We start from the raw sequence: 18,519 nt of genomic DNA on the forward strand, positions 1-18,519 counted from the left end.
TATCAAACGGTTATCGAAACCCCTTTTGTTCTATTATTTTTTGAACTGTCAAAATAGAAATCAATTCGGCCTAAGTTGATTCCAAAACAGCCTACTTGATTTACGAGCACCTCTTTGCCTTTATTATTTCTAACAATTGTAGGCTTGTCTAAAAATGTATGGGTATGTCCACCAATAATAAGGTTGGTATAATCTGTTTTTGAGGCAAGTGTAAGGTCGTCGGGCCTCTTCTCCCAAGCCTCATAGGCATATCCCAAATGTGATAAACAGATAACGAGGTCACATTGTTCTTCTTCTTTCAATTTACGTTCCGTGTCGAGGGCGATTTCATAAGGGTCTAAATAAACGGTTTCCCTATATAGCTTCTTGCTTACCAGTCCTTCAAGTCCGATGCCGATTCCGTAAACTCCAATTTTTATACCATCACGATTATAGGTTTTATAGGGTTTGGTATGCCCGTTCATCAAAGTATTGCTGAAATCATAATTTGCACTTAGCAATTCAAATTTGGCATTTGGTAGTTGCGCGTAGAGTCCGTTTAATCCATTGTCAAAATCGTGGTTTCCAATGGTAGCAGCATCATACTTGAGCATGCTCATGAGTTTAAATTCCAGTTCTCCGCCGTAAAAATTAAAATAAGGAGTTCCTTGGAAAATATCCCCTGCATCAAAAAGTAAAGTATTCTTGTTTTCTATTCGAATTGATTCGACTAAGGCGGCTCTTCGTGCTAGACCTCCAAGATTTGGGAATTCAGAATGGTCTTTGGGAAAAGTGTCAATGTGGCTATGGACATCATTCGTATGTAAGATAGTGATATGCTTTTTAGAATCTCCAATACAAGAGTTCAATGAAAATCCGCTTAAGCCTGCTATTGCTGCTGTCGAGGTGTTTTTTAAAAATTTTCTCCTTTTCATTTTTTACTGCTGTTTGTAGAATCTATCATCTACCGGCGAGTTAATGGTATCGACCTTTGCAAAATAATCAATCATGGCATTTCGTATCAAATAGTCTGTATCGGTTGTTCCAATTAATTCTTTAAAGAACCCCATATTATCACCTCCAGTTACTAGATAATTCGAAGTAGCCACGAAGTAATTTTTGTTCACATCAAAAGTTTCTCCTTGAATTTTTAAGGAGGCTAAGCTGTTGTTAGCGTCTAGAACTATCTGCATTCCTGCAATCGGATGTGCTCGTTTCGAATGCACTAAAAAATCTATCATTTCCAAAACAGATTTTCCGGTTAATTCAACTACGACAATGGAATTTTCAAATGGCATAACTTCATAAGCTGTTCGTGCGGAGACCTTTCCCTTGGAGATAGTAGAGCGAATTCCTCCGTGGTTCATCAGCACAAAATCAATATCTTTTCCTGTACGGGATTTGAAAATTGGGCTCGCTTCTTCAAGAATAATATCAGCCATAAGATTACCCGCTGAGGTATTGTATTCTCCATCCGTTTTTGTGAGTGTAGTAGGGGCATAGGCCAAAGTGCTATCCAATGTTTGGTTAACCCTTTCGCGATATGGAGCTACAAAGATTTCAATGGAATCGATACCGACAAAAGTACTATCAATAACCAAGTGTTTGGCATCGATTTGGGACAGGATAGTAGGGGTATCTCTACAGGAGGCAAAAAGTAATGAAGTTATAATTATAACAAATTGTTGTATTTTTAAATTCATAATCCTTTTTATCTTGCGCCCGAAATATGTATCGATATTCTTTACATTTGTCTAAAGACAAGTTCCAAAGGTAAAAATACATGTTTAAGGGAATAAAAGATAAATTCAAGTATAAATCAGGCGTTAAATTTTTAAAAGAAGAGCTTAAAAAGCCATTCAATCCTGTGCACCGTAAAAAGGGTATTACCTCGGTGGCTTGCTTGGTCGATTTGGATGCCTTTGAAAATGCGAATTTATTTTATGAGTTTGTCGAGGATTATGGATTACGACCTAATGCAGTTAAAATAATAGGATATAAAAGTTATTATGATAAAAACTCCCCTTATTCTACTCCGGTTTTCTCGGATAAGGATTTGGGTTGGAATGGAAACATCGAAAATAGTTATGTACTAGAATTTTTAAGTCGCGAGTATGATATGCTGGTCAATTACTATACGCAGGAAAATCTGCTTTTACAGATTATGAGTGTAAAGACTAGAGCTAGGGTTCGTGTTGGATTTAAAGAGGTCGATTCGAAGTACAATGATTTGATTTTAGATACTCCGATTAATGATTTTAAAGTATTTAAAAAGGAATTAAAGAAATACCTGAAGGTTCTTAACGAAATAAAATAATGAAGCAGATAGTAGGTACAGGTGTGGCGTTGGTAACTCCGTTCAAAAAAGATTTTTCTATAGATACGGATGCTTTAGGACGCATTGTGAACTATTGTATAGACGGTGGAGTTGACTATCTTGTGGTTCTAGGTACTACAGGTGAATCAGTTACCTTGAATAAGGCAGAAAAAATGCTTGTCATGGACACGATTGTCAAAGCCAATAGGGGACGATTACCTTTGGTTTTGGGAATTGGCGGCAACAGTACCCATCGCATCGTACACGAGGTTCAGGCATTTCAATCAGATGATTTTGATGCTATTCTTTCCGTTGTGCCATATTACAACAGACCTACCCAGGAGGGAATTTACCAACATTTTAAGGCTATATCAGAAGTTGCCAAAAAACCAATAATTCTTTATAATGTTCCTGCCAGAACAGGTAGTAATATGCTACCGGCTACGGTACTTCGACTTGCCGCCGATTTTGATAATATTATAGGGATTAAGGAAGCTGTTGGAGAAATGAATCAAGTTAAAGAACTTGTTGCTGGTAAACCTGAAGGGTTCCATATTATTTCAGGAGATGACCCTACGGCATTAGATACTGTTTTGGCCGGTGGTTCCGGAGTTATTTCTGTCCTAGGGCAGGGACTTCCAGAAGAATTTTCAAGTATGATTCGATTGGGATTGGATGGTAATCGAGAAGAAGCTGTAAAACTTCATGAAGCATTGTCGGAAGGGATGAATCTTATTTTTGAGGAAGGAAATCCTGCAGGTATTAAATCAGTTTTTGAAACTTTTCAACTTTGTGATGCTACTGTAAGACTTCCATTGGTTGAAGCGACATCTGGCTTGAAAGCTAGAATCTCAACCTTCGTAAAATCCTTTGGAAAAATTACTGCTTAGGAAAATATTTAAGTCGCCAACAGTTAAATCTTCGCTAAAACTATTGTCTATGGCCTGCCAACAGTCTATTTTCGTAGGGTAAAAATGTTTTTTATATCCGCTGATAATCCGTAATTTTGCAAAATGTTTTTGAAAATGAAGCACATCCTGCCTTTTTTAATAGTTATTCTATTTCTTACATCCTGCAGTGAGTACCAAAAGGTGCTTAAAGAAGTTGATGTGAAGCCAAAGTATGATTTGGCGCAGAAACTTTATGATGAGGGAGATTATAAAAGGTCACTCAGACTTTTTGAGCAAATTGCTCCGAAATATGTGGGAAAACCTCAAGGGGAAAGGGTCATGTTTTTTTTGGCGGACAGTTATTTTAAGCGGGAGGACTTTAATATGGCCGGTTATCAATTTGAGCGTTTCATCAAGTCGTACCCAAAAAGTGACAAAGTACCAGAGGCCGCATTTTCAGGTGCTAAAAGTTATTTTGAACTTTCACCCAGCCATTCTTTGGACCAAACTGATACCGACAAGGCTTTGGTAAAACTCCAGGGTTTTATTAATACATATCCTGATTCTGAGTTTTTTGCTGAGGCCAATGATATGGCGAAGGAGTTAACGACCAAAAAAGAACGGAAGGCATTTGAGATAGGAAAACAGTTTAACAAGTTAGGTGAATTTAATTATGATGTACTAAGGTCTGCCGTAGCTTCGTTAGATAACTTTGTTTCTGATTATCCGGGTTCTATTTATCGAGAAGAGGCGCTATATTTAAAACTAGAGGCTAGCACTGGTATGGCTTTGAACAGTTTTGAATCTTTGAAACAAGAGCGTTTAGAAAATGCGAAGGAGGCTTACCGGGTTCTTAAAAAACAGTATCCAGAAACAAAGTTTACCAAAAAGGCCGATAATTTACTAGAGAAAATAGAGAAAGAATTACGAAATTCTTCAGATATAACCGCAACAAAATAAATAGCTATCATTATGAACATGAATGATTTAAAAAACTCGAAAGCTCCTGTTTCTACGACAACGATTAACAAGAATGAGTTTGATGCACCAACCGATAATATCTATGAAGCAATTTCAATTGCTTCGAAAAGAGCAATTCAAATTAATTCTGACATTAAGAAAGAGCTGCTTGAAAAATTAGAAGAGTTTGCTACATACAGCGACAGTCTTGAAGAGGTTTTTGAAAACAAAGAACAGATTGAAGTTTCTAAATTCTACGAAAAATTACCAAAACCACATGCTTTAGCTGTTGAAGAGTGGTTGACCGATAAGATCTACTACAGAAATACTGAGAAAGACGCATAAATTATGCTGGGTGGCAAAAATATCCTATTAGGGATTACTGGAGGAATAGCCGCTTACAAAACTACCTTTCTCATTCGTTTACTTATTAAAGCTGGTGCAAATGTCAAGATAATCTTGACAGATAGTGCCAGCTCTTTTGTTTCCCCCTTAACGCTAGCGACACTTTCTAAGAACCCGGTGCTTTCTTCTTTTGTAAAAGAGGAAAATAATACTGTGGACTGGAATAACCATGTAGAATTAGGGCTTTGGGCTGATTTGATGCTAATAGCTCCTGCCACCGCAAATACTTTGTCAAAAATGGCAAATGGTACCTGCGATAATTTGCTTTTGGCTACTTATCTCTCGGCAAAATGTCCTGTTTTCTTTGCTCCAGCGATGGACTTGGATATGTACAAACATCCATCTACTAAAGCCTCTTTTGAAAAACTTGAATCTTTTGGCAATATTATGATTCCTGCGACCTCTGGAGAGTTAGCGAGTGGTTTACATGGAGAAGGACGCATGGCTGAACCAGAAGATATCGTACATTTTATAAAACAAATTTTATCCGAAGGGCTTGCGCTGAGTGCTAAAAAGGTACTCATTACCGCAGGACCAACATATGAAGCTATTGACCCGGTTCGTTTTGTAGGAAATCATTCGTCAGGATTAATGGGTTACGAGTTAGCGGAGGAAGCTGCAAGGTTAGGTGCAGAAGTTATTTTAATTTCAGGCCCCTCGAGTCTCAATGTTAAAAATGATTTCATCAACTTAATACGTGTGGTGTCTGCAGATGAGATGTACGATGCGGTGCATGCTCATTATTCGAATACGGATATTGCCATATGTGCTGCTGCTGTGGCTGATTATCGCCCCAAAATAGTAGCAAATCAAAAGATTAAGAAAGCCTCTGAAGACTTGTCTATTGAATTGACCAAGAACAAGGATATTCTTTTATCCCTTGGGAAAGAGAAGAAAAATCAATTTTTAGTAGGGTTTGCCCTTGAGACGGAAAACGAACTAGAAAACGCCAAAGGAAAACTTAAAAAGAAGAATCTAGACGCCATTGTTCTAAACTCTCTTAACGATTCGGGAGCTGGTTTTGGAAAGCAAACGAATAAAATCACATTTATAGATAAGAATTCAGTTATTAAAACGTTTGCTTTAAAAAGCAAGGCAGCGGTCGCTGTGGATATTTTTGAAGAAATCACAAGTAGAATCAATGCGTAATTTTTTAATTCCTATTTTTTGCATCCTTTTTTCATTAGCCACGAACGCTCAAGAGTTGAATGCCACTGTAACGGTAAACTCTAGTGAACTTCCCCAAGGTGACTTACCGGTTTTTAGGACTTTGGAAAGGTCATTGAATGATTTTGTCAATAAAAACAAATGGACCAATAGGGTTTACAAGGAAAATGAACGCGTCAATGCTCAGATGATTATTACTCTTTCTAAATACGAATCCAATCGATTTGAGGGAAATATAGTAATTCAATCTTCGCGACCCGTTTTCAACACTTCGTATGAAACGCCCATTTTTAATTATAAGGATGGCCAATTTTCATTTCAATATATCGAATTTGAGCCTTTGGTCTATAATGAAAATAATTACAGTTCAAATTTAGTTGGTGTAATGGCATACTACGTGTACGTAATTTTAGGTATGGATGCTGATACTTTTTCCTTAGAGGGAGGAAGTGAATACTTTAAAGAAGCCCAAAAGGTTGTTACGCAAGCCCAAGGTACTAATTTTAAAGGATGGAGCAATACTGGCAAAGACCGTAATCGTTTTGAATTGGTTGATGACCTATTGTCAAATACCTATCGTGAATTTCATGTGGCGATGTATAATTACCACAGAAAGGGTCTAGATATTTTGGGCGATAATAACAGTACTGGCAAGCAAGTGATTGCAGGTACTATGAAATTGTTCGAAGCTATTCAGAAGCGTAGACCTAACGCTTTTTTGATTCAAACCTTTTTTGACGCGAAGTCAGAAGAGATTAAAAGTGTCTTCTCTGATGGACCAAAGGTTGATGTTGTAAAGTTAAAAGAAACTTTGAACAATGTAGCCCCTTTATTTCGTTCAGCTTGGGACGATATTAAATACTGATTTCTTCTATTATTTAAAATATCAATTATCTTTACTGCACTAATATTTTTCAATAGTGCTATCAAACCTATCCATTAAAAATTACGCCTTAATAGATTTTTTAAACGTTTCATTTTCTGATGGTTTTACCATTATAACAGGTGAAACAGGGGCAGGTAAATCGATTCTTTTAGGGGGGCTCTCCCTTGTATTAGGAAAACGGGCTGATTTAAGTGCGCTTCGTGACAAAGACAAGAAATGCATTATTGAAGCTGAGTTTGAAATTAAAAAGTATAAGCTTAAATCTTTTTTTAAAGGGAATGATTTAGACTACGAGGATACAACTATTGTTCGACGAGAGATACTCCCTAGTGGAAAATCGAGAGCTTTTATTAATGATACCCCAATTACACTAGACATACTTTCGCAATTAGGAAATCAGCTAATCGATGTGCATTCACAGCATCAAACTTTACAACTAGGAGATATTGATTATCAGATGAAAGTTATAGATGCTTTAGCAGATAATACATCTACTCTGCATAATTATTCCGAGAAGTTGGAGCACTACAAGAATACTTCAAAAGAACTGGGTCAACTTGTTGATTTTCAAAATAATGCGGATAAAGAATATGAATACAATAGCTTCTTGTTGAAGGAGTTGGAAGAGGCTTCGTTAAAAGTTGGAATGCAGCAGGAACTTGAAAAGCAGTACGAGCAGTTGAACAATGTAGAGGCCATTACAGAACAATTGTCTATAAGTGGGCAATTGATGAATGGTGAGCAAATTGGTATATTAAGTATGTTAAGTGAACTGAAACAGGCTTCTAACAAATTATCTGAATTCGGAAGTCAATATTCAGATTTAAACGAGCGCATACAATCCGTTTTTATAGAGCTTAATGATATCGCTGGTGAGATATATTCGTTACAAGAGCAAACGGAAGCAAATCCTCAATTGTTAGAAGAATTGAGTGGTAAACTACAGCTGCTATTCAACTTACAAAAGAAACATTCTGCCTTAGATATTGCTGAGCTACTAAAAGTAAAAGAAGAACTCACCGAGAGTGTTGGAGCAACGGAAAATATTGAATCTAATATTGATAGGCTACAAGAAGAACTATTAGAAAGTGAGAAAGATTTAAAAACAGTAGCTGAAACACTTACAAAACGGAGATTATCCGTTTTGTCAAATTTAAAACAACAACTTGAGGATAGTTTGGCCTTGTTGGGAATGCCAAGTGCAGAATTTCAAATAGAGATGCATCTCTCTTCAGAATTTAAATCAAATGGTTGTGATAATCTTACTTTTTTGTTCTCTGCGAATAAGGGTAGTGGTTTTGGTGAGTTAAAGAAAGTAGCCTCAGGAGGTGAGCTTTCAAGAATTATGCTTACGATTAAAGCGATTTTGGCCAAATATGACCATTTACCAACAATGATGTTTGATGAAATTGATACAGGAGTTTCAGGTGAGATTTCGAATAAAATGGGAGATATTATGGCGGCCATGAGCAAGAATATGCAAGTGTTTTCAATTACACACTTACCTCAGGTTGCTTCAAAAGGCAACGAACACTTTAAGGTCTATAAAACCGAAGAGGGTAAAACTACAAACACCAAAATGAAAAAGCTTTCCCAAGATGAAAGAGTGGTGGAATTGGCCGAAATGCTTGGAGGTGCTGATCTTTCTGATTCCGCAATTGCACATGCAAGACAGCTTTTGAATTAGTTAAGGACTTCTGCCAACTTTTTTGAATATCTTTGACAACTTTAAAGAACAATTGAAAACGAAAATACATGTCTTACGATTTATTAAAGGGTAAAAGAGGAATCATTTTTGGTGCTCTTGATGAAAATTCCATTGCTTGGAAAACCGCTGAAAGGGTTCATTCCGAAGGAGGAACTTTTGTACTGACAAATGCTCCGGTTGCAATGCGTATGGGGCAAATCAAAACTTTGGCTGAGCAAACGGGATCTGAAGTAATTCCTGCTGATGCTACCAATCAAGAGGATTTGGAAAATTTGGTAAGTAGGTCGGTGGAGATTCTTGGCGGTAAGTTGGATTTTGTTTTGCACTCTATTGGAATGTCAATTAATGTTCGAAAAGGAAGGCATTATACCGATGAAAAATATGATTTCACTGCTAAAGGATGGGACATTTCGGCACTTTCATTTCACAGAGTTATGCAAACTTTATATAAGGCTGATGCAATGAATGAATGGGGAAGTATTGTTGCCCTAACTTATATGGCTGCACAACGAACTTTTCCAGATTATAATGATATGGCTGACAATAAAGCTTATTTGGAATCGGTAGCACGTAGTTTCGGCTATTTCTTCGGAAAAGAAAAGAAGGTACGCGTGAATACCATTTCTCAGTCGCCGACAGCAACAACAGCAGGTTCAGGAGTAAAAGGATTTGACGGATTTATCAGTTATGCGGAAAAAATGTCTCCTTTAGGAAACGCTTCTGCCCAAGATTGTGCTGATTTTACGGTTTCCTTGTTTTCAGACCTTACTAGAAAAGTTACTATGCAAAACCTATTTCACGATGGAGGTTTTTCAAATACAGGAGTGAGTCAAGAAGTGATTGAAAAGTTCGAGTAGGAAACCACTCAAGTCCTTACTTTTTATCGGTTTATCAAATTCAAACAAATGGAGCTATCCTTTTCCTTTATTATTCCTGTATATAATAGGCCTAATGAGATTGAGGAATTGCTTGAGAGTATAGAGGCACAAACTTTTCATAACCCTTTTGAGGTGGTTATTATTGAGGATGGTTCGACTGAAACATCCGAGGAAATTGTCAGGAAGTTTCAGAACGAAATCTCCATTTCCTATTACAAAAAAGATAATACAGGTCCGGGTGATTCACGTAACTACGGTATGCAAAAGGCCCTGGGCAACTACTTTATTGTGCTTGACTCAGACTGCATCCTTCCTGTGCAATACCTAGAAGTTGTTTATCAATCCCTAAAAGAAAGCTATGTACATTGTTTTGGAGGTCCTGATAATGCTCATGAGTCCTTTAGTTTGGTACAGAAAGCCATAAATTATGCAATGACCTCGGTCTTAAGCACAGGAGGAATTCGGGGAGGTAAAAATTCCGTAGATAAATTTCAACCACGGAGTTTCAATATGGGTATTTCAAAAGAAGCTTTTGAAGCTACAAACGGTTTTGGAAAAATCCATCCTGGAGAAGACCCAGATTTGACCTTTCGTTTATGGAACAAAGGATATGAAACCCGTTTGATTCCGGAAGCTTATGTCTATCACAAGCGCCGAATTGATTGGGGCAAATTTTATACTCAAGTGAATAAGTTCGGGATCGTACGCCCAATATTGAACAAGTGGCACCCCCAAACGGCTAAAGTTACCTATTGGTTTCCAATTCTTTTTTGCCTTGGTTTCGTTGTCGCATTGATTTTGACAACAGTGGGTATATTAGTTCCTTTATTCCTTTATGGGGTCTATTTTCTAGTTGTTTTTATCGATGCACTATTTAAGACAAAAAGTATAGCAATTGCTTTGTGGGCGGTGCTTGCTGTACAAATACAGTTTGTGGGCTATGGATTAGGTTTTTTAAAATCAACAGTTCTTCTTAACTTCACAAGTAAGAAGCCTCAAGAGATTTTCCCAAAATTATTCTTTTAAAATGCCTACACGTGATACAAAAAATCAGAAACAGCTTAAAAAAGCGAAAAGTTAAAGTCTTTTTGGTGTTCTTATTTTGCTCAACTTCAGCTTGGTTCATTAGCAATTTATCGGAATCTTATATTAGCAATACAACTTTCGAACTGGAATATGCAAATGCCAAGGAAGATCTTATGCTGGTCAACTCTTCCCAAGATAAAATTAATGTGAAATTGGAGGCCGTAGGTTTTCAATTCTTAGGATTCAATTTCAAAAAGAAAAATATTGCTATTGATTTATCCGCCGTTGCAAAAGAAGGGCGTCAATATTACTTGTCCTATCAAAATTATAGGGCCCAAATAGAAAAACAACTTCCAAGTTCAATGCGGCTGATAGACATCGAAAAAGATACCTTGTTTTTTGATTTTCAAGAAGTTATTTCTAAGGAAGTTCCGGTTAAGCCCCAATTAAATTTAAGTTTGGAGCAAAATTATTTGTTGGATGGAAAATTAAAAGTTACTCCTGCCACAGTTATTATTAAAGGCCCAAGGAACGAGATTGATACCATTGCAAATGTGAAGTCATCTAAAATAAACCTTATCGATTTGACTTCTGATTTTACTCGTAAAGCCACTGTCATAGTTCCTGTTGGATTACGCTTTAGCACCTTCTCTGAAACATCGATTACGGTTTCTGGAAAGGTTTCAAGATTTTCTGAAAAAATGATTACCATTAAGGTTAAAGTGTTGAACCTTCCAACAGGAACATCGGTCAAAATGTTTCCTGATAAAGTTAATGTTTTATGTAAAGGTACAATTGGTGCTCTAAAAGACCTGGAACCTTCTGATTTTACTGTAATTGCAGACTTCGACAAAAAGAAGAACAGCAAATCGAAAAGAATTGCTTTGAGACTGAACAAAATACCAGAGCAACTATCTAGTGCTATACTGCAAGAAATGGAAGTAGAATACATTCTAAAACGAGAATAATGATTGTAGGTTTAACCGGAGGAATAGGTAGTGGTAAAACCACGGTTGCTAACTTTTTCAAAGAATTAGGTGTCCCAATTTACAATTCTGATAAGGAGGCACGTAAATTAATGAGGACTTCGAAAAAGGTAAAAAATGCTATAATTGAACTACTTGGCGAAGAAGCCTTTACAGGTAAAAAGTTAAACAAAACGTTGATTTCTGATAAAATTTTCAATAACAAAAAGCTGCTACAAAAGTTAAATTCAATTGTGCACCCAGCTGTTAGAGCTCATTTTGTAAAGTGGGAAAAGAAGCAGGATGCTCCTTACGTAATACAAGAAACCGCACTTATTTTTGAAAATAAATCCCAAGATTTTTATGATAAGATTATTTTAGTTGTGGCCCTAGAAGCTCAAAGAATACAAAGAGTTTCGGAACGAGACGGTATTTCTGAGGAGCAAGTTCAAAATCGATTAATGAACCAGTTGGAAGATGTAGAAAAAATACCATTTGCCGACTATGTTATCGAGAACACCAACTTATCGAAAACCAAAAAAGAAGTCAATCGAGTGAATAAGGCTCTCCTTGATTATTGCTAGAGTTCCACGTTTTTTTAACATTTTTGTTAAGGTTTGGTTAAAGCCGTAATTTGCCCGAAGTATAATCTTTAAATTAGCTTAGAGATGAATAAAAGATTGTTTATTCTTTTGGTAATCTTAATGAGCCTCTCACTTATTGGAATAATTTTTGTCCAGTTTTATTGGATAAAAAAGTCGGTAGAAGACAAAGAAGAACAATTTTCCAATGCTGTTACAGAGGTTTTAAGTAAAGTTACTGATAAGATAGAAGGAAGGGAGCGGAAGGATTATTCTGATCGCTATTTAAATCAAAAAGATAGCATTGGCGAATTGAAGGACGCCAATTATACCAATATCATGTTTGGTTATCGCGACTTTGATTCGAACGAGTTGCGTTTATACGAACATGGTATTTTAGAAGAAGATTACAACATCCCCTACACGTTCTTTGACACTAGCATTGGTGATACGACTACTATTAAGAGTTACACCAGCAAGCGAACTACAACTGTTTTGAAGGAAGAGTTTGGATTGGACGGAAAAGAATATCGTTTGACTCCACTTCAAAAATATCAAAAAATCGGTGGGTTAAGTGCAATAGAAAAAGCCCAGTTCGAGGATATTTTCAGCGAGTTCGCCAAGAAAGTACCTATCCATGAAAGAGTCTCTACCCAAGAGGTAGAACTTTTGCTCAATCGTGAACTCAAAAATAGAGGGGTTGATACGGAATATGAATATGGCATTTATAGTAATGGTTTGCCTACTAAGGTTAAATCAAAGCGATTCAAGTATAAGGTCAATACATTTTATGAAGCTCCGATTTTTGTCGATAGCGAAGGAAAAACTAATTTTTCACTTTTACTTTCTTTTCCAAAGAAAAAGAGCTTTCTAATAAGTTCAATACTTGGGTTGGCAATTTTATCGCTTTTGTTCACTTTGGTAATTGTAGCCTCCTATTCGGGTGCGATTTATCAGTTAATCAAACAAAAACAGATTTCTGAAATTAAGTCTGATTTTATTAACAATATGACGCATGAGTTTAAAACTCCAATTGCTACGATAAATTTAGCGGTCGAAGCGATACGGAATCCGAAAATTATCGATGATAAGGAAAAAGTGATGCGTTATTTGCAAATGATACGTGACGAGAACAAGCGAATGCATGCGCAGGTTGAAAACGTTTTACGTATTTCAAAACTTGAGAAGAATCAGCTTGATATTAGTAAGGACAGAGTAGATGTTCACGACATAGTACAAGACGCTATAGCCCATGTCGAACTTATTGTTGCTGACCGTGGAGGATATATAGAAACCCATCTAGATGCAGATAGAAGAGAGGTTTTAGCGAACGAAATGCATTTTACCAATGTAATTGTGAATATACTTGACAATGCTATTAAATACTCAGTTGAACCTCCCAAAATAGATGTGTTCACTGAATTGGCGAAGAATAATATTATTATAAAAATACAGGATCAAGGTGCCGGAATGAGTAAGGCGGTACTTAAAAAAGTTTTTGAGAAATTTTACCGTGAACACACCGGTAACATACATAATGTAAAGGGACACGGATTAGGGCTCTCTTACGTAAAAAAAATAATAGACGATCATCAAGGTGAAGTTTATGCAGAAAGTGAGAAAGGAAAAGGAAGCACTTTTTACATTAAACTGCCTTTAATTTAAATTTTATGGAAGCGATAAACAAAAAAATTCTTTTAGTAGAGGATGACCCAAACTTTGGTATCGTACTGAAGGACTATTTGTCAATGAACGATTTTGATGTGGTTTTGGCAAAAAATGGAATGGAAGGTTTTGAGAAATTCAAGAAAGACAACTATGATGTTTGTATTCTTGATGTAATGATGCCTTATAAGGATGGATTTACTTTGGCTAAGGAAATACGTGAGAAGAATGAAAATGTTCCTATCGTATTCCTTACAGCCAAGACAATGAAAGAAGATGTATTGAAGGGATACAAGGCCGGTGCGGATGATTATCTAAACAAGCCTTTCGATTCTGAGGTATTATTGATGAAGTTGAAGGCAATCTTGCAAAGAAAAGCTTCTAATACGCTTGCGGATAGTAGAAAATTTGAGTTCCAGATTGGTGGTTTCCATTTGAATTCAAAACTTCGTTTCTTAAAGTACAAAGAAACAGATGCTATCAAGCTTTCCCCTAAAGAGAATGAATTGCTTCGTCTTTTGGCTTTACATGAAAATGATTTAATGCCCAGAGAGTTGGCACTTACCAAGATTTGGAGAGATGACAACTATTTCACGTCTAGAAGTATGGATGTGTATATCGCAAAACTTCGCAAGTATCTCAAGGTTGATGATACGGTTGAAATCCTAAATATTCATGGTGAAGGATTTAGATTGGTGGTAAAGACAGAAACTGAATAATAGCTAATAACAAGAATAAGAAAGCCTTGGCATTTAAGTCAAGGCTTTTTTGTTTTATAAAGCTCAATCACTTCGGATAGTATTTCTACTGGCGTTTTCATGATAGAAACGGTTATCGCATCTGAGGGTATTTCTAAAGCATCGAACTGCGATTGCAACAAACCTGATGGCATAAAATGATTCTTTCGTTGTAAAAGGCGTTCCGATATCTCTTCGAAGGTTCCACTTAAATAGACAAACTCTACTTGACTTGCCACATGCTTGCGAAGTATTTCTCTATAGACTTTTTTCAGGGCAGAACAGGCAATTACAAGACCTCTATCTTTATGGTCTAAAGATAAAGTATTTAGTTGCTCAAGCCACCCTTGCCGGTCATCATCGTTTAATGGATTGCCTGCGGCCATTTTTTTAACATTGCCCTCTGGATGGTAATCGTCCCCATCAAAAAAGGGAATGCCAAATTCCTTCGCTAGGAGTTTTCCAATCGTGCTCTTTCCGCAACCGGAAACTCCCATAACATAAAAAATTGGGGCTTTATTCATTACTTATTTTGCTTTCTATTTTTCGCAAGATTTCCGAGCTATTTTCTTCAAAATCAACCCAAAGGGTTTCTTTATTTTTTTTGAACCAAGTTAATTGACGTTTTGCAAATCTACGGGTGTTTTTTTTGATTTCAGATAGGGCAAAATCAAGTTCCCACTCACCCTCAAAAAATTTGAATAGTTCTTTATAACCGACTGTTTTAAGGGCATTAAGTTCTTTATATTGGTAAACGGACTTCGCCTCTTCTAAAAGCCCTTCTGCCAACATTGAGTCTACTCGTCGATTAATGCGGTCATAAATAATTTCTCGATCTGCACTAATGCCCACTGTACAAATATCAAAAGGTCTTTTTGATTTTTCTTGATTGATGAAATAGGAGTAGGGCTCACCCGAACCAATGCAAACTTCTAATGCGCGAATCAATCGATGTGGGTTTTCTAAATCTACTTGGGCATAGTAAGACGCATCAAGTTCTTTAAGTCGTTCTTGTAGATGGGTTATTCCGTGTTCTTTTAATTCGGTGTTCAACTTTGTCCGTATTTCTGGGTTGATTTTTGGAAAGGTATCTAAACCCTTTGTGACGGCATCCACATATAATCCGCTTCCACCAACAAGAACTATAATGTCTTTTTCTTTAAATAGAGAATGCAGAAGTTCTATAGCATCCCTTTCAAAATCACCGACGGAATACGATTGGTTTATGCTTTTATGTTGAATAAAATGATGTGGAGCACTATACAGTTCTTCTTTAGAGGGGACAGCTGTACCAATTCTCATTTCCTTAAAAAACTGACGGGAATCCGCTGAAAGGATTTCTGTCTCAAAATGCTGCGCTATGGCGATAGCTAATTTTGTTTTCCCTATAGCCGTTGGGCCAACAACGGTAATCAGTGTTTTCTTCATCACAATTCACTTCCGCAATTAAAACAATGTGAAGCTTCATCGCGATGACCTTCGCAAGAACATGTCGGACAGGATTGTGTGTTGAGATGAATTTTATCCTCTTCGGTATTACCCTGTTTAGTAAATTCTGAGGTAACTATTCCCGTAGGTACAGCGATTATCCCGTAACCCAATATCATTACTATGGTCGCTATAAGTTGCCCTAAACTTGTTTGAGGAGCAATGTCTCCATAACCTACCGTAGTTAAGGTTACGATAGCCCAGTAGATACTTCTCGGGATACTTGTGAAACCTGCAGCATCATCTTCAACTAGATACATGATGGTTCCCATAATAACAGATAAAATCAAAACCGCGTAAATAAATACCGCGATTTTCGCTCTACTTGCCTTCAATGCTCTCGTAAGTTGAGAGGCTTCGCCTAAGAACTGAACCAACTTTAGAATTCTAAAAACACGTAATAATCGGAGTGCTCGAACCGCCAATAATACTTGAGAACCTGCAAAAATATAAGAGATGTAAAGCGGTATAGTGGAGATTAAATCTATAATCCCATAAAAGCTAAATATGTACTTGAATGGTTTTTTTATACTTACGATACGCGCTATATATTCTACTGTAAAGAAGATGGTAATTACCCATTCAAGGCTTAGTAGAATATCATGGTATTTAGTATCAATTTCCTTAACACTTTCAAGCATTACCAAGATGACGCTCGTAATAATTAGAATAAAAAGGACGATATCAAACCACTTGCCCATGGGCGTATCCGCCTCATAGATGATTTCATGAATTTTACTTTTCCAGCCTTGGTTCGGTTTCTTGTTTTTCAAAGCGTATACTTTATAAGTCGATAACTTTCTTTACACGACGCTTTCGTAGGTATGATTCAATGATATGGGTGGTATTGGCATTACTTTTCATGGGAGTGATAATCGATTCTAAGATATGAATATTATTTATTTGATGATTCAAATCGTAAAATCCTATACCTTTGAGTTCTCCATTTTGAATTAGAATGGCACTGTATTCACCCACCTCACGGCCTTTATCAGTAAGAATGCAGTTTTTCATTGATAAGGAAAAGGTCTTCAGTGCTTCCAAAGCCCTTTCATTATACGTATCCACCCCTTCTTTTTGAATACAAGCTCCTTTACAGTTACCTTCTTTGTATTTTGAGCAATTACTTTTGGCTTCTGAGAGTCCGTTTATCTTGTCACATAGATTAAAATCTTTGCTAATCTTATAGAGTAGGTTTTTAGCACTTGCATTGCTGCTGAAAGTAGTGACCAATCCCGTACTTCCTTTTGCATTTATAGCGGCTGTGTAGAATTGGATATATCCATCCTCCGAAATCGTTTGATACAAACCATGGGAAAATAGTTTTGGTTTTACTCGGTGATTGTATCTAGGTTTGTTTCGTTTTAATTCTTCGTTCTCCTTTAAGAGCGCGATTAATTCGCTTCCCGTTTTCTCGAAAGTTACTTTTTTTGTCTCTTTTTGGAGTTTTCTTGCCTTATTTCCACTCTTGGTAAAGTGTTGATTTACCCTTTTTTTGATGTTACTGCTTTTCCCTAAGAAAATAATCTCGCCATCCTTATTGTGCATGTAGTAAACTCCAGTTTCTGAAGGAAGTGTATCAACAATATCAAGCTGACGTGTCGACAATTCTCCCAACGTTTCGGCACGTACTACCGTTTTTATAATGGACTTATCTAAGTCTTTACTAAGTAATAATCGAAAAAGCTTTAAAGTCGCTAACGCATCTCCATTAGCACGGTGGCGGTCGCTGACCGCAATACCAAGAGAACGGACCAACTTTCCTAAACTATAGGATTCAGCATCTGGCAATAATTTCTGCGATAACTCAACTGTACAAAGGGTTTTACGCTCAAAATTGTACCCCAATCGTCTAAATTCTGTTCTTAGAATACGATAATCAAATTGTGCATTGTGAGCTATGATAACAGCACCTTCGGTGATTTCAACAATGCGTTTCGCTACCTCATGAAACTTGGGAGCAGTGCGGAGCATCTTATTATTAATACCGGTCAGTTTGACTACGAAAGGTTGTATATCTTTCTCAGGATTAACCAAAGAGATAAACTTATCCACCACCTCATGTCCGTCATATTTATGGATTGCAATTTCCGTTATGCCTTCCTCATTGTATTTTCCTCCGGTAGTTTCAATATCTAGTATTGCGTACATGTAGGGTATTCAGATGTTTTCTAGACCAATTCGGCCTTGCTAATAATTTCTTGTTCCAAAGATACTACTTCCAATGCGCACCATGGTGCTGCCTTCTTCAATTGCCATTTGGTAGTCACCGCTCATGCCCATCGAAAGAATACCGAGGTTTTCGATTTCTTTTTCAAGTGTAGTATAGATGGATTTCAATTGTTTAAATTCCCTTCGGATTTGTTCTTGATTTTCAGTAAAAGTGGCCATTCCCATAAGCCCGACAACCTTGATGTTTTCTAACTGATGGAATTCTTCGGAAGTAATAATTTCATTTAACTCATTTTCATCTAATCCGAATTTGGTATCCTCTTCTGCAATATGAATCTGTAAAAGGCAATCAATAACACGATTGTGCCTTTTGGCTTGCTTATCAATTTCTTTGAGCAATTTAAAAGAGTCCACACCGTGGATTAAGGAAACGAATTTAGCCATGTACTTGACTTTATTGCGCTGTACATGCCCAATCATATGCCAGTGGATATCTTTGGGCATGGCTTCCCACTTTTGTGTCATCTCTTGAATTTTATTCTCTCCAAAAACCCGCTGCCCAGCGTCGTATGCTTCCAGTAAATCGGATACGGGTTTGGTTTTGGAAACCGCAACTAGCGTGACTTCTGAAGGAAGTGAATCTTTAATTTTTTCTAAATTATCTCCTATAGACATAAATTCTATTTAATTATTTT

General features: G+C 36.8%; 20 protein-coding genes. 13 read left to right on the plus strand and 7 right to left on the minus strand.

Annotated features, from left to right (window positions below; all coding sequences use genetic code 11):
* Nucleotides 1–2: 2 nt before the first annotated feature.
* Together FEE95_RS10425 and FEE95_RS10430 are read right to left on the minus strand one after the other, a co-directional pair.
* Nucleotides 3–914, minus strand: a complete 912-nt coding sequence (locus FEE95_RS10425; RefSeq protein WP_138657886.1) for a bifunctional metallophosphatase/5'-nucleotidase — start codon at nt 912–914, stop codon at nt 3–5.
* A 3-nt stretch (nt 915–917) separates the two neighbouring features.
* Nucleotides 918–1,682 carry a 5'-nucleotidase C-terminal domain-containing protein gene (locus FEE95_RS10430; RefSeq protein WP_138657887.1) on the minus strand — a complete coding sequence of 255 codons (765 nt, stop codon included), beginning with the start codon at nt 1,680–1,682 and terminating at the stop codon, nt 918–920.
* A gap of 80 nt (nt 1,683–1,762) precedes the next feature.
* Here FEE95_RS10430 and FEE95_RS10435 point away from each other — a divergent pair, with 80 nt between their 5' ends.
* From FEE95_RS10435 to FEE95_RS10495, 13 genes are all read left to right on the plus strand, one after another.
* A complete protein-coding gene (locus tag FEE95_RS10435) occupies nt 1,763–2,296 on the plus strand; it encodes a DUF6913 domain-containing protein (protein WP_138657888.1) in 534 nt (177 codons plus the stop codon).
* Complete coding sequence (dapA, locus tag FEE95_RS10440) at nt 2,296–3,186, plus strand: 4-hydroxy-tetrahydrodipicolinate synthase (protein WP_138657889.1); 891 nt, start codon at nt 2,296–2,298, stop codon at nt 3,184–3,186. The genes FEE95_RS10435 and dapA overlap by 1 nt, the downstream gene beginning before the upstream one ends.
* Before the next feature lie 123 nt (nt 3,187–3,309).
* Complete coding sequence (locus FEE95_RS10445) at nt 3,310–4,146, plus strand: outer membrane protein assembly factor BamD (RefSeq protein ID WP_138657890.1); 837 nt, start codon at nt 3,310–3,312, stop codon at nt 4,144–4,146.
* A 12-nt stretch (nt 4,147–4,158) separates the two neighbouring features.
* Nucleotides 4,159–4,491, plus strand: coding sequence for a DNA-directed RNA polymerase subunit omega (locus tag FEE95_RS10450; protein WP_171037027.1), 333 nt, complete (start codon nt 4,159–4,161; stop codon nt 4,489–4,491).
* A gap of 3 nt (nt 4,492–4,494) precedes the next feature.
* Nucleotides 4,495–5,700 (plus strand): bifunctional phosphopantothenoylcysteine decarboxylase/phosphopantothenate--cysteine ligase CoaBC, encoded by a 1,206-nt coding sequence (gene coaBC, locus FEE95_RS10455; RefSeq protein WP_138657891.1) that lies wholly within the window; start codon nt 4,495–4,497, stop codon nt 5,698–5,700.
* Nucleotides 5,693–6,583, plus strand: coding sequence for a type IX secretion system protein PorD (gene porD, locus FEE95_RS10460; RefSeq protein ID WP_138657892.1), 891 nt, complete (start codon nt 5,693–5,695; stop codon nt 6,581–6,583). Before coaBC ends, porD begins: the two co-directional genes overlap by 8 nt.
* A gap of 55 nt (nt 6,584–6,638) precedes the next feature.
* Nucleotides 6,639–8,291 (plus strand): DNA repair protein RecN, encoded by a 1,653-nt coding sequence (gene recN / locus FEE95_RS10465; protein ID WP_138657893.1) that lies wholly within the window; start codon nt 6,639–6,641, stop codon nt 8,289–8,291.
* A 68-nt stretch (nt 8,292–8,359) separates the two neighbouring features.
* Nucleotides 8,360–9,169, plus strand: a complete 810-nt coding sequence (locus FEE95_RS10470) for an enoyl-ACP reductase FabI (RefSeq protein ID WP_138657894.1) — start codon at nt 8,360–8,362, stop codon at nt 9,167–9,169.
* A 48-nt stretch (nt 9,170–9,217) separates the two neighbouring features.
* Nucleotides 9,218–10,216, plus strand: a complete 999-nt coding sequence (locus FEE95_RS10475; RefSeq protein ID WP_138657895.1) for a glycosyltransferase family 2 protein — start codon at nt 9,218–9,220, stop codon at nt 10,214–10,216.
* Between the two features lie 11 nt (nt 10,217–10,227).
* On the plus strand, nt 10,228–11,184 hold the full coding sequence (locus tag FEE95_RS10480; RefSeq protein ID WP_138657896.1) for a CdaR family protein: 957 nt from the start codon (nt 10,228–10,230) through the stop codon (nt 11,182–11,184).
* Complete coding sequence (gene coaE / locus FEE95_RS10485; RefSeq protein WP_317129246.1) at nt 11,184–11,765, plus strand: dephospho-CoA kinase; 582 nt, start codon at nt 11,184–11,186, stop codon at nt 11,763–11,765. The genes FEE95_RS10480 and coaE overlap by 1 nt, the downstream gene beginning before the upstream one ends.
* Nucleotides 11,766–11,849: 84 nt before the next feature.
* On the plus strand, nt 11,850–13,427 hold the full coding sequence (locus FEE95_RS10490) for a sensor histidine kinase (protein ID WP_138657898.1): 1,578 nt from the start codon (nt 11,850–11,852) through the stop codon (nt 13,425–13,427).
* Between the two features lie 5 nt (nt 13,428–13,432).
* The gene (locus tag FEE95_RS10495; RefSeq protein WP_138657899.1) at nt 13,433–14,146 is read left to right on the plus strand and encodes a response regulator transcription factor; all 714 of its coding nucleotides are present in this window, start codon (nt 13,433–13,435) and stop codon (nt 14,144–14,146) included.
* Between the two features lie 38 nt (nt 14,147–14,184).
* Here FEE95_RS10495 and FEE95_RS10500 read toward each other — a convergent pair whose 3' ends face one another.
* Genes FEE95_RS10500 through FEE95_RS10520 form a run of 5 tightly spaced genes read right to left on the minus strand, consistent with a single transcriptional unit; the run spans nt 14,185 to nt 18,499 of the window.
* Nucleotides 14,185–14,688, minus strand: a complete 504-nt coding sequence (locus FEE95_RS10500) for a gluconokinase (RefSeq protein WP_138657900.1) — start codon at nt 14,686–14,688, stop codon at nt 14,185–14,187.
* Nucleotides 14,681–15,592 carry a tRNA (adenosine(37)-N6)-dimethylallyltransferase MiaA gene (miaA, locus tag FEE95_RS10505; RefSeq protein WP_138657901.1) on the minus strand — a complete coding sequence of 304 codons (912 nt, stop codon included), beginning with the start codon at nt 15,590–15,592 and terminating at the stop codon, nt 14,681–14,683. The genes FEE95_RS10500 and miaA overlap by 8 nt, the downstream gene beginning before the upstream one ends.
* Nucleotides 15,592–16,425, minus strand: coding sequence for an ion transporter (locus FEE95_RS10510; protein ID WP_138657902.1), 834 nt, complete (start codon nt 16,423–16,425; stop codon nt 15,592–15,594). Before FEE95_RS10510 ends, miaA begins: the two co-directional genes overlap by 1 nt.
* A 10-nt stretch (nt 16,426–16,435) precedes the next feature.
* A complete protein-coding gene (locus tag FEE95_RS10515) occupies nt 16,436–17,803 on the minus strand; it encodes an exonuclease domain-containing protein (RefSeq protein WP_138657903.1) in 1,368 nt (455 codons plus the stop codon).
* Nucleotides 17,804–17,842: 39 nt separating this feature from the next.
* On the minus strand, nt 17,843–18,499 hold the full coding sequence (locus tag FEE95_RS10520; RefSeq protein ID WP_138657904.1) for a YggS family pyridoxal phosphate-dependent enzyme: 657 nt from the start codon (nt 18,497–18,499) through the stop codon (nt 17,843–17,845).
* Nucleotides 18,500–18,519: the final 20 nt, after the last annotated feature.

The organism is Maribacter algarum (ex Zhang et al. 2020) (assembly GCF_005885635.1).
Classification (GTDB): Bacteria; Bacteroidota; Bacteroidia; order Flavobacteriales; family Flavobacteriaceae; genus Maribacter_C; species Maribacter_C algarum.

Coding starts and splice junctions, on each gene's coding strand:
- FEE95_RS10425 (WP_138657886.1), bottom strand. CDS start 914: ATGAAAAGGAGAAAATTTTTAAAAAACACCTCGACAGCAGCAATAGCA.
- FEE95_RS10430 (WP_138657887.1), bottom strand. CDS start 1,682: ATGAATTTAAAAATACAACAATTTGTTATAATTATAACTTCATTACTT.
- FEE95_RS10435 (WP_138657888.1), top strand. CDS start 1,763: ATGTTTAAGGGAATAAAAGATAAATTCAAGTATAAATCAGGCGTTAAA.
- dapA (WP_138657889.1), top strand. CDS start 2,296: ATGAAGCAGATAGTAGGTACAGGTGTGGCGTTGGTAACTCCGTTCAAA.
- FEE95_RS10445 (WP_138657890.1), top strand. CDS start 3,310: ATGTTTTTGAAAATGAAGCACATCCTGCCTTTTTTAATAGTTATTCTA.
- FEE95_RS10450 (WP_171037027.1), top strand. CDS start 4,159: ATGAACATGAATGATTTAAAAAACTCGAAAGCTCCTGTTTCTACGACA.
- coaBC (WP_138657891.1), top strand. CDS start 4,495: ATGCTGGGTGGCAAAAATATCCTATTAGGGATTACTGGAGGAATAGCC.
- porD (WP_138657892.1), top strand. CDS start 5,693: ATGCGTAATTTTTTAATTCCTATTTTTTGCATCCTTTTTTCATTAGCC.
- FEE95_RS10470 (WP_138657894.1), top strand. CDS start 8,360: ATGTCTTACGATTTATTAAAGGGTAAAAGAGGAATCATTTTTGGTGCT.
- FEE95_RS10475 (WP_138657895.1), top strand. CDS start 9,218: ATGGAGCTATCCTTTTCCTTTATTATTCCTGTATATAATAGGCCTAAT.
- coaE (WP_317129246.1), top strand. CDS start 11,184: ATGATTGTAGGTTTAACCGGAGGAATAGGTAGTGGTAAAACCACGGTT.
- FEE95_RS10490 (WP_138657898.1), top strand. CDS start 11,850: ATGAATAAAAGATTGTTTATTCTTTTGGTAATCTTAATGAGCCTCTCA.
- FEE95_RS10495 (WP_138657899.1), top strand. CDS start 13,433: ATGGAAGCGATAAACAAAAAAATTCTTTTAGTAGAGGATGACCCAAAC.
- FEE95_RS10500 (WP_138657900.1), bottom strand. CDS start 14,688: ATGAATAAAGCCCCAATTTTTTATGTTATGGGAGTTTCCGGTTGCGGA.
- miaA (WP_138657901.1), bottom strand. CDS start 15,592: ATGAAGAAAACACTGATTACCGTTGTTGGCCCAACGGCTATAGGGAAA.
- FEE95_RS10515 (WP_138657903.1), bottom strand. CDS start 17,803: ATGTACGCAATACTAGATATTGAAACTACCGGAGGAAAATACAATGAG.
- FEE95_RS10520 (WP_138657904.1), bottom strand. CDS start 18,499: ATGTCTATAGGAGATAATTTAGAAAAAATTAAAGATTCACTTCCTTCA.